Source organism: Rivularia sp. UHCC 0363 (assembly GCF_034931125.1).
Lineage (GTDB): Bacteria > Cyanobacteriota > Cyanobacteriia > Cyanobacteriales > Nostocaceae > Rivularia.
This window is the reverse complement of sequence record NZ_JAYGHM010000117.1, coordinates 1-11,386: the sequence shown is the minus strand read 5'-3', so window position 1 is coordinate 11,386 and position 11,386 is coordinate 1. Positions and strand designations below refer to the sequence as shown.

Annotated in this window: 6 protein-coding genes; 3 read left to right on the top strand and 3 right to left on the bottom strand. The window is 41.1% G+C overall.

Going from position 1 to position 11,386, the window contains the following annotated elements; translation table 11 throughout:
- Positions 1–93: 93 nt before the first annotated feature.
- On the bottom strand, positions 94–3,948 hold the full coding sequence (locus VB797_RS33880) for a CHAT domain-containing protein (protein ID WP_323242195.1): 3,855 nt from the start codon (positions 3,946–3,948) through the stop codon (positions 94–96).
- Between the two features lie 491 nt (positions 3,949–4,439).
- Positions 4,440–5,084 carry a hypothetical protein gene (locus VB797_RS33875; RefSeq protein ID WP_323242194.1) on the bottom strand — a complete coding sequence of 215 codons (645 nt, stop codon included), beginning with the start codon at positions 5,082–5,084 and terminating at the stop codon, positions 4,440–4,442.
- Positions 5,085–5,406: 322 nt separating this feature from the next.
- Between VB797_RS33875 and VB797_RS33870 the strand changes: the two genes are divergently transcribed.
- Entirely contained in the window at positions 5,407–7,431 is a 2,025-nt protein-coding gene (locus tag VB797_RS33870) for a DNA polymerase III subunit gamma/tau (protein ID WP_323242193.1), read from the top strand.
- Between the two features lie 292 nt (positions 7,432–7,723).
- Here VB797_RS33870 and VB797_RS33865 read toward each other — a convergent pair whose 3' ends face one another.
- Entirely contained in the window at positions 7,724–9,121 is a 1,398-nt protein-coding gene (locus VB797_RS33865) for a glycosyltransferase family 2 protein (RefSeq protein WP_323242192.1), read from the bottom strand.
- Positions 9,122–9,630: 509 nt separating this feature from the next.
- Between VB797_RS33865 and ebsA the strand changes: the two genes are divergently transcribed.
- Together ebsA and VB797_RS33855 are read left to right on the top strand one after the other, a co-directional pair.
- Positions 9,631–10,008, top strand: coding sequence for a type IV pilus biogenesis protein EbsA (gene ebsA / locus VB797_RS33860; RefSeq protein ID WP_323242191.1), 378 nt, complete (start codon positions 9,631–9,633; stop codon positions 10,006–10,008).
- Positions 10,009–10,246: 238 nt separating this feature from the next.
- Positions 10,247–11,341, top strand: coding sequence for a phosphotransacetylase family protein (locus tag VB797_RS33855; RefSeq protein ID WP_323242190.1), 1,095 nt, complete (start codon positions 10,247–10,249; stop codon positions 11,339–11,341).
- The last annotated feature ends 45 nt before the right edge of the window (positions 11,342–11,386 follow it).

Here is an 11,386-nt window from a genome sequence, read left to right as displayed (position 1 = left end):
TTAATACATTTTAATTGCGAATTGCGAATTGCGTTCACCGGAGGTGTTCCCGTTCACCGCAAGGTGTCCCGTAGGGAAGGGTATTGCGAATTGTTAATTGCTAGCTCCCCCAATCACAAATGCAGCCCAATAATAAGGATGACTGTACAATTTTGTATCGGCTTCCATTTGACTGGTTCTATACAATTGTGTCGCGAGTTGCGCTTTCATTCTCAATCCTTCGGGAGGAAGTTGATTCAACAGACTTTCGTACCATTTTGTCAGTTCTCCTGCTGTCAATTCTCTCAACCATTCGACGGCTTCTTTTAATGCTACAACTGATGTTTCACCCGATCGCAATCTCCGATAAAACTCGATCGTTACTAAAGCGTTAGCTGTTGATTCTACTCTCCACAAGCTATTTACTACGTTCGTAACTCCTTGACTGAGTAAACCACTAGTTAAACCGGCGTATTCGGTGGTTATATTTTGCTTGTTTGTGGCAATTTCGCAAGCGGGTAGGGTAAATAAGCTGTAACGGTTAAGGGGTTTTTTACAAATCTCATTTAGGCTTATCTTGTCTTCCCACGTTAGTAAGATTTCTGAATTCGCAGGATTAGCACTATCGTTTGCATAACCGTAAAAATTAAATATATTGTATCCTGTTAAAGCGTTTTCTACTTGTAATTTTGTGGCTTCTGTTCCCTGAATGCGATGAGGATTATCAAACATTTGACTAATAGCCAAAGCCGCTATTTTGGCTGATTTGAAGGGAGGATAATCTTTGGTGTCGGGGTGTTCTACACTCAGTAATCTTGGTGAAGATTTATTGTGTTTCGATTTTTGTTGCTGTAAATTTAACCCGATTTGTAAGCTGGGTAAATAGCTGATGGCAAATTTTGCGGAAAATAGTCCGTGTAAAGGAAATCTATGTAGGTCGCGGTGAGGAATCAAAATTAGGTTGTCAATTCCTTGAAGTTCCTGTTCGATACTAGCAATACACAGTATTTCTCTAAGTCTCGCCAACCGCTGTTCCATATCTTTACGCCAGGAATGGTCTATTTTGCTTTGTTTATTCCTGGTTTCGCCGCGATAATCCCCATATTCCCGATTCCATTCTTGCAACCAATCTTCAAATTCTACTAACCGATTGACTGCTTCGGGTAAGGGATATTCACCTGGTGCTACATTCAGCATTGGTGTAAATACTGGAATGGGTTCGGGAGCGTTAGGCTTAATTATAAAGGTACGTAAACTTGATGGGCTGATGTGCCAGTAAATTGCGGCGGTTGTGGGATTAAGCAGCTGTAAAATAGAACTGTAATTTGGCGAGTTAATTCGATCCGTCCAGCCGTACAGCAGCCAAGTTAAACAAGCATTTTTACCATGCTCGGCAATTTCTAACCCTTGAACGATTTCACCAAACTGGATGGCAATTTCCACCGCTAGCTGTTCAAAACCAATATTTTTCAGCGTTAATTGCTTTCTCGAATCATCACTACGATTTGCTTGAGTTAATAATTCTTGTAAGAAATCGGTGCTGTATTGATGCAGTTCCTGTGCTTGAGTAGTTTCTCTCAAACCAACCAGAACTTTAATAAAGTTTTGCAATACTTCTAAATGCAATTCGGGAAAAGCGTCTGCGGTAATCATTTCCAATGCTTGGTTGTATTCATTTACCGCTTCATACCAATAGTCGCGGGGTGTGGAATATCTTTTTCCAATATCGTAATAACAATTCGCGATCGCTAAATGCAGTCTACCCCAACCTTCAGGCTGGGTATCGTGACTAACATATTTTAAAGCTTCTAAATAACTAGTTAATTTACCTTCTTCCCCCCGCGCATTCAAAGCGGAATTGCTACCAGCGACAGGACTAGATAAACTCAATTCCCAATCAAAATGCTGGGATTTATCTGCTGCACTACCCCTACCCAGCCAAGCTTCCCAGTAATCGGCTTTGATTTCCAAAGCGCGATCATAACAAAGAATTGATTGTTCGTATTGTTCTATATAAAACAATGCTACTGCGCGATTGTACCAACCTATATGAAAATTGGGTTCAATTTCTAAAGCTTTGTCGTAAGATGCGATCGCGTCTTCTCGACTCCCCAAATTATCCAATGCTACAGCGCGGTTAAACCAAGTTAAGTAGAAATCCGGTCTAATTTTTAAAGCTTCATCCCAAGAAGCGATCGCCTGCGGCCATTCTCCCAGTTGTCCCTGAGCTACACCCCTATCAACCCAAGCATCGTGTAAATACGGTTCTAATTCCAGCGCTTTGTCGTAAGACTCAACTGCATCTCGATAATTTGCGTTACCAGATAGCGCGACACCCCGGTAATACCAGTTTTCTGGATCTAATGGTTCCAATTCCAACGATTTATCGTAACTGAAGATAGCTTCGTCAACACGTCCTAACTTCAATAACGCCAAACCGTTGCTAGACCAAGCTTCTTGATAATTGGGTCGAATTTCAATCGCTGTATTAAAAGAAACAATTGCCTCTTCCAAGAATCCCAATTCACCTAAAGCTCGACCCCGGTTGTACCATCCTTTATAAAAATCGTGTTTAATTTTAATCGCTTTATCGTAGGATGCGATCGCATCTTCCAATTGTCCCAAATGAAACAGCGTCAAGCCCCGATTAAACCAGTATTCATGCACATCCGGCTTGATTTGTACCGCTTTTTCGTATGATTCGATAGCTAATTCTAAATTACCCGCTCTAGCTTGCGAAAGTCCCTGATAAAACCATGCTTCGGCTGCTTGGGCTGCGTCATCGTCAACTATTGCATCGTTAAGCGATAGTAAGGTAGCTGACCGTTCTCCCAAACCAGAAGCTAGTTCTTCAACCAAACTTGCGCTTTCATCCAACCTGACCAACAGTTGATCTATAGCTGTTACGGTCGGTTCTACAGAAGTAGGTTCCACAACTTCCGTTTCTGGTTCGTCTGCTTCTACTTCCTCTGCTAATTCCAATAAAGCATTAAAGGTTTCGTCTGCATCTTCAACGGAATCTTGAATCGGTACAAAAGTTGTATCTATTTCATCTGCAACCGTATCTTCTTGATTCTGTTCGGGATAATCCCAAACCAAATCGCTCAAATCATTAATAAATTCTTGTTCCGATGTATTAACATCACGATCGCTTCGTAGCGTTTCTTCTTCCCATAGTAATTCTCCCAAATTTCGGATTAAATCTTCTCCGGAAGTAACTTCTTGTACCTGTTCTGGTATATCTGATAATTCTTCAAATGCTTCTATATGAGTATTTTCAGACGTTTCAACTGATTCATCTTCTTCATACTCAAAGACCTGTTCGTATAAAGCTTCAGAAAAATCATCTAGAGGAGCGTGTATACGATTACTACCAGTATTTGCCGGTGCGATCGCGTTACTATTAGGCTCGTAATTTTCCCATAACAACTCGCCGAATTCGCGAATCAAATTTTGTCCGGGAGAATCTTCTAAAGATATTACTGTATCAAATTCACCATTTGTCGCAATTGATTCTACAATCGGTTCTTCCCATTCAACATCAAATTCCTGTTCAGCATTGGTTGTTACTGGTTCAATTAAGAATTGTTGCGATTCAGGAGTAGAAGTCAACCCTTCAAATTCCGTAGATATGGGAATCGAGTAGGCTGGTTGCTGCTTGGCATTCCGCGTCAACAACTGTACCCCGATATCGTAAGCAACATCGCCTATTTCCCCGATTTCGAGTTCACCCAAATCTACCATTCTCGAAGCCAACTCGTGATTTGGAGCCGCAGAAGCTAATAATTTATTGCCAAAATACTGCAACCACTCCAACCAACGCTGTTGAGAAACCCGATGTTCGAGATTTTGCAGCCATCTTTGCGCCCAATGCTGTCCTCGCGCTTGATTTACGCCTTCTAGAAGCTGGGTAAACAAAAATTCCAGATCCGAATTTGTCAGTTCTGGTAACTTTCTAGCCGTTTGCACCTCCCTCGTCGAACGAGTCTGCTTAATGCCAAAAAGATGTTGGATATACTTTAGGAACCTCTGCACTAGCCGCCTGAGCATCTGCTGCATTGTTAAATGTAGTTCACATAGATTTTAACGAGTGCGGTGTTAAAAAAATAAATCGTTACGTAATAGGCTACCAAAGTATGTGAACTTTTCTACAAATGCAACCAATTACGCCCGTAAAAATTCAAGGTTCGTTGCTGGACGAACGCTGATTTTTAGGAACACTCGGTAAAATATAAATCTGTCGGACAAGAAGTAACATTACTACTTCTGAGATAACTTAACAAAATTTCCGGAAAATAACTTGCTAGACAAGATACGCTTTGAAACAAAATAAACTTGCTCAACAATTCCGTATATTTGGAAGAAGATTATTAAAGATCAATACTGCTTTTAATGCATATTTACGTACAAAAGTCAAACTAAGATTTGAGCGGTTTTGAGTAATATTTGCGTGTATCTTATCAGGCAGTATGGTATTGATTAACTAATGTCTGGATAATTACTTCCGGGTCATCCGTATCAATACCCAGTTGTGCAGCGATTTGCGATCGCAAATTTACATCATCTTGAATTAAGTCCATTAATTCTTCGACAGTAATGGTTTGATATTCTCCTTCCGTATCGCTAGGGGGTTCTACTTGCTCCTGTTGGGCATTAGATTGAGGTATATCCATGACAGCATCCGGTCCTGCGTACTCCCATATAGGTTCTACTTGATTGCGAGTTAATAATCGCATACCGATGTCGTAAGCAACATTACTAACTTCGCCAACCCGCAACTCTCCCAACTGTACCAGTCGAGAAGCCAATTCATTATTTGGTGTTGGTGCAGCTAACAACTTATCGCCAAATTTTTGTAACCATTCTACCCAACGTTGCTCAGAAACCCGATGTTCAATATTTTCCAACCATTTTTGTACCCAAGATTGTCCCCGTGCTTGATGAACTCCTTCCAAAAGTTCTGTAAACAAAAACTCTAGATCTGTATCGTTAAGAGGTGGAGGTGGTGATGTCGGAGAATTAGACTTGTGCGACGGATTTTGCTGCGTTGTGCCAAACAAACCTTGAAAAAACTTTTTCAGCCATTGTATCAGCCGTCTTAACATACAGGCACCCATAGCGTGTTAATTACCCTAAGATTGTAGCTACTAGTTACGGTTTTTCTCTAAGTGTTTGTTTTTTTTTAAGATATAAATTTTACAAAGTAGGTCAAAGGTTAAAGGTTAAAGGTCAAAGGTTAAAGGTTAAAGGTTAAAGGTTAAAGGTTAAAGGTTAAAGGTTAGGAGTTAGGAGTGCAAGCGTCTCGCTCGCTATCCATCTCCCCAACCCCTATTTCCCAATTCCCAATCTAAATTACAAATTACGAATTAAAATAGTTAAACCCCTTAAAGGTTAAAGGGGGAAAGCTTTCACGGCTCTGTTTCCTCCATGTCTTACGAACCGCTACATCATAAATATCGTCCGAAGACTTTTGCCGAATTAGTTGGACAAGAGGCGATCGCGACTACGCTTACAAATGCCATTAATTCTCTTAAAATAGCTCCGGCTTATTTATTTACTGGTCCTCGGGGGACGGGTAAAACTTCTAGCGCTCGGATTTTGGCGAAATCGCTCAACTGCTTGAATGGCGATCGACCAACTCCGCAACCATGCGGAAAGTGTCACACTTGTCAAGGTATTAGCAAAGGTGCCACTCTAGATGTAATTGAAATTGACGCTGCGAGCAATACAGGTGTTGATAACATTAGAGAAATTATTGAAAGAGCGCAATTTGCTCCGGTTCAATGCCGCTATAAAGTTTATGTAATAGATGAATGCCATATGCTCAGTACGCAGGCGTTCAATGCACTACTAAAAACATTAGAAGAACCACCGAAGCACGTTGTTTTTGTTCTCGCAACGACAGACCCGCAAAGAGTATTACCAACAATCATTTCGCGCTGTCAAAGGTTTGATTTTAGACGCATTCCTATAGATGCGATGGTGCAACATTTAAATCATATTGCTGGCATTGAAAATATTCAGATCACAACACAAGCGATTAACTTAGTTGCTCAAGTCTCTCAAGGAGGATTGCGAGATGCTGAAAGTCTTCTTGACCAATTGGGTTTATTGTCGGGAGAAGTAACACCGGAAAAAGTTTGGGATTTAGTTGGTTCGGTCAGCGAATACGATTTATTAGACTTACTAAAAGCGATCGTATCTGACAACTGCGAAGCCGTAATCGACTGTAACCGCAAAATATTAGACCGGGGTAAAGAACCTTTAATTATTCTCCAAAATCTGGCTTCCTTCTACCGCGATTTACTCATTACTAAAACGGCTCCCAGTCGCAATGATTTGGTTGCTTGTACTCAAGCGATGTGGGAATTACTTGCGGATGTTGCTCAAAATATCGAAATAAGTACGATTTTGCAAGGACAGCAGCATCTACGTACCTGTGAGGTGCAAATCAAAAACACCACTCAACCCCGCTTGTGGCTCGAAATCACTTTATTGGGATTGCTACCATCAGCAACCACTATTCATCCACCAGCTATTAACTATCAACAAAACGTACCGCTATTTAACTCAAACCCACCAAAGACAAACAATCATCCTTCAATACCTTCAATACCTCCTATTCCACCTTCTCCCGAACCAACTTTCAAGAACACCGATGCAAAACAAGCAGAAAATGGAAATGGAAATGGAAATGGAACTAGGAAATACAGTACTACACCACAACCAGAACCTTCCACACCCTCTACCCCACCTCCACAAGTTCCCGCAGATGACGTAAACCAAATTACACCACAGCCAGAACCTTCTACCCCCTCTACCCCACCTCCACAAGTCCCCGCACATGACGTAAACCAAATTTGGCAACAGGTACTCTCTAACTTTTCACCAGTTTCCCGACGGGAACTACTGCGTCAAATGTGTCGCATTGTCGAGTTTGATGGTTCTACAGCCCGCGTTACCGTCAAGGAAGCATGGTACAAGAAAGTACAGCAAGACCAAGCAAAAATCACAGCAGCATTTCAAGTAACTTTTAACCGTGAAATTCAAGTAAATTTAGAAATAGCCAACGCGGCTATATCAACATCAACATCTGTTACTCCAGTACAGCCAGATTCTGGTTCTGCTACACAGACACCACCACAAACACCACCACAAGCACCGCAACCACCACCCACTCCAGAAAAAACCCCACCACCTCAATCCGCTCCGAGGACTCAACCCACCGTAGCATCAAACAATACTGCTCCTCCGCAAACAGTTTCAACACCACCTCAACCAGAGGTAGCAGCGGAAGATCCAGAAATTGATTTAATAATGAAAGCTGCTCGACGTTTAGCAGACGCATTAGACGGAGAAATTATTCAAATTAGTGAAGAACCCACAGAAATATCCGACGAAACTGATTCATCGGAATTAGAAGAACTTGATGAAGATGATGTGGAATTTTAAAAGTAGCAATTGGGAATTGGGAATTGGGAATTGGGGATTGGGAATTTTTAACTCCTAACTAGTAACTGGTAGTGAAGTGAAATTATGAACTACGTGCATCCGGCTACGTCTGAGATGCACGTTTCCGACTCTTCGCTTAAGTAACTTGCTTGAAGCTTCCGCACCAAGTAGTGGTTAACTCATCTGAGTCTGTAGAGGCACGTTCCATACCCCTTGCATAATTTAATATGTTCAATTAATATCCACTACCCATTACCCATTACCCATTACCCATTACCCATTACCAATCTCTTCAACTCCCTTGACGTAAGGTTTTCACCCACTTTAAACGCTTGGGGCGTAATGACATCCGAATGGTAGTGGTGCTAATTACTACTAGCCAGTGGAACATATATAAAATGCCCCGTAGACTTTGTAATGCCAGTATGTAGCTGTAATTCAAACCTTTGTTTTTATTTATCCGCTTGAGACCGGCAAACATTCCAAAAAATGACACTGTTACGGTCATCCCGGTTAATGGACTTAAAATAGGAGGACGATGACGTGCGATCGCCATTAATAAGTCTGGTATTGCTGCGGTGGGGATGATGTACTGAATTAAGACAAAGTTGATCAGCAGTTCTAAGGTTTTCCACGTACCCATGCGGTTACGAAGAATCAAGTCCCAGTAGTCTAAATAACGCTGATATCCCCCTTCAGCCCAACGGTTGCGTTGATGCCACAGAGAGACTGCATTGGTAACACCTTCTTCTTTAACTACCGGATAAAATACGCATTCAATATCCCATTTATCCAAGTGTAAGCGGAGTGTCAAATCTAAGTCGTCGGTGATGGTTTCTTCGTTCCATCCGCCGCAACTGTACAATGCTTTACGGCGAACAAATTGACCATTACCGCGTAATTCGCCGATTCCCTTACCCAAACTGCGCCGTTCTTGGAAAAAAGTATCAACAGCCATTTCTGCCATTTGGCTTTTTGTCCAAAAATTCGTCGAAGCATTGGCGATTTCTTTGCGTAACTGCACTGCTCCGACATTATCTCGACCAAACAAAGGTATGGTTCGCAGTAAAACATCCGCAGAAACTTGAGCATCAGCATCAAATACGGCAATAACTTCGCCTTTTGTCATTGGTAGTACTTGATTTAATGCTCCGGATTTACCGCCGCTAGCTCCGGCTTCTCGCCGCAATACTTTTAAATTTTCATATTTTAAAGCGAGTTCATCCAGCAATTCTGGTGTCTTGTCGCTACTATTGTCGTCAACGATCCAGACTTCATAACCAGATGAAGGATATTCTAGATTGCAAAGGTTATTTACTAAATTGCCAATCACTAATTCTTCATTTTTCGCTGCAACCAACAAAGATATAAAAGGAAAATCTCCTTTCATTTCCTCATTTACACGAGGCTTAGCAAACACAATTACCAAAGCGTGAACTCCGACAACGGTAGCCAACCCTAAGACAATTAAAAAACCCCAAGAAACTAAGTGCAAAGCAATTGTACCGCTCCAGACCATTGTCAAAACTAGAGCGGCTTTGCGCCTACGACCTTGAAACCGGGAAGGAACAAACAATTTCTGCGATCGCTGTTCATCTAAATCCATATTTGCCGACATTTCAGCGAATATCGAGTTAAGCGGGTCAAGTTCGTTATAAGAATCTTTTTCGGGCCAGGAATTCGCTGGCATAATTTAGTTAATTTAATCGCAAGTTTTTTTTACAACAATGCCATAAAGCTAGTTTTAGATAACACTATATAAAACTATCTTCCCTAACGCAGGAGCTTAGTTTGAGATTGATGTTATTCACGGATATCTCGTAATAAAACTCATCAATTCGTCTAGTAATATCGCAATCCGGCAAAGGAATTGTCAAGATAATCTTATATAGATGTGGTTGTCACTGAAAAAAGAATAATAGCTGAATCAACCCCGTGTTACGGGAAATCTTCAGCATTATTACCTTAGCTTTATGTTTTTGCAATGCAGCCTTATTGTAACCGACATTTTTGCTTTCTTTGTGCAAGCCTCTACCGTTATCAACAGTTATTGACTAAATCAAATATTCTTCCCGATTCCCCAATCCTTTGATCTCCCTTATTCCTCTCCAAGCGAGTGTAGATTTTACCAAAAAGTTGGGAACACTATGTATATCTACCAAGATTGCTATTTATCGAACAACTCAAGGAATCTAATCTATGTCAGTGTTTGAGCAACTATCCCCCGCCACTCCTCAACAAGCGAGTGTGTATTTACCTTACATTCAAAGTGGAAAGCGGAATTTTTTACCTTACGCGATCGGTCTTTACCAAAAAGGGGCTTTAGAAGGAGAACGTAAAATAGAGAGCAGTGAAAGCATTCCTTTTATTGCGACCTGGAATATTGCTACTCTACCTTCAGACTTGACCCGATGCCGAATGCAGTTTGAGGGTAATGCCGAACTGAGCTATGAGGTCATGATGGCAAGTTTTGAGTTCATAAATTTTTTAATAGAAATGCTTGAAAGCTATAAGCGCCAACGCATGACTGATTTTTCTCAATCGTTTTATCGTAAGCTGCTGCGGTTGGAAGAATAAAATACACGTCACAATAGGAGGGGAAAAGGATTCTATTTCTTTTCCTCAAATTTTTATTTTTATAGAAATGCATTGTCCAATCGTTAACTAATTAATGATGAATAACTTTATTGCTCTGGTTCGACCTAAAATTAGGAAACGCCCAAACAGTTTTATCGGCTATTTGCGATTTTTTGCAATTGAGATCCAAAGCACTTAACTTTGAAGATTTTTTACTATTGAAATTAGGAGTGCGTGCGTGCCAAAATCACCTAAATATTTACTGATTGGGTCAACCGAAGCTTCTAGCGGTAAATCCGCGACTATTTTAGGTTTGTCTCATCAGCTACATCAAACTGGACTCGATATCGCTTACGGCAAACCTCTTGGTAAGTGTTTGAGAGAATCTGAAGGAAGTTTGATTGAGGAAGATGTTGAATTTATTACTCAAAGTCTTAATTTAACTCCCGACCGAGTAGTACCGACATTACTCGCTTTAAACGAAACTACACTGCAACAGCGTCTTTGCGGCGAGGACAAAACCGATTATCAGGAGCATCTTGCAAGTCAATATTTACAAAACATCGATAGCGATTTAGTTGTAATTGAAGGTCCGGGCAATTTATCGGAAGGTCGTTTGTTCGATTTGTCTTTAATGCAAGTCGCTGATGTCGTGGATGCTGAGGTGCTTCTAGTATTCCGCTATAAGTCCTTATTTTCTATTGAAACATTGTTGTCCGCAAAACAGTTGCTTGGGAGACGTTTGATTGGTGTTGTCCTTAACGATGTCCCCGCTTCCCATCTGCAAGCTGTGCAAAATACCATGCGTCCGTTTTTAGAGCAGCAAGGTATTCCCGTATTCGGTATATTGCCCAAAAGCAACTTGCTACGTAGCGTCACCGTGGGTGAATTGGTTAACCAACTCAATGCAGAAGTTTTATGTCGCGGCGATCGCCTCAATTTATTGGTTGAAAGTCTAGCAATTGGCGCAATGAATGTTAATTCTGCCGTGAAATATTTTCGCAAGCGCCAAAATATGGCAGTAGTTACAGGTGGCGATCGCGTAGAAATTCAGCAAGCTGCACTAGAAACTTCCACTCAATGTCTGATTCTCACCGGACAGCTACCTCCCCCATCTTTCATTCTCAATCGCGCTGAAGAATTAGAAATCCCAATTCTATCAGTAGATTTGGATACTCTGAGTACTGTGGAAATTATTGAGCGTGCTTTCGGTCAAGTTCGCGTTCATCAACCCATCAAAGTCCAATGTATTCAGCACTTAATGCAAGAAAACTTTGACATTGACCGTTTACTTTCTCTGATGGGTTTGAGTCCAGCAACTACATTATCGTAAATAATTTATACGTTAAATACGTTAATTTTAAACGTTATTTAGTAG

What these genes read in the sequence shown, in the direction of transcription:
- VB797_RS33875 (WP_323242194.1), bottom strand. Translation starts at nt 5,084, where the DNA reads ATGTTAAGACGGCTGATACAATGGCTGAAAAAGTTTTTTCAAGGTTTG.
- VB797_RS33870 (WP_323242193.1), top strand. Translation starts at nt 5,407, where the DNA reads ATGTCTTACGAACCGCTACATCATAAATATCGTCCGAAGACTTTTGCC.
- VB797_RS33865 (WP_323242192.1), bottom strand. Translation starts at nt 9,121, where the DNA reads ATGCCAGCGAATTCCTGGCCCGAAAAAGATTCTTATAACGAACTTGAC.
- ebsA (WP_323242191.1), top strand. Translation starts at nt 9,631, where the DNA reads ATGTCAGTGTTTGAGCAACTATCCCCCGCCACTCCTCAACAAGCGAGT.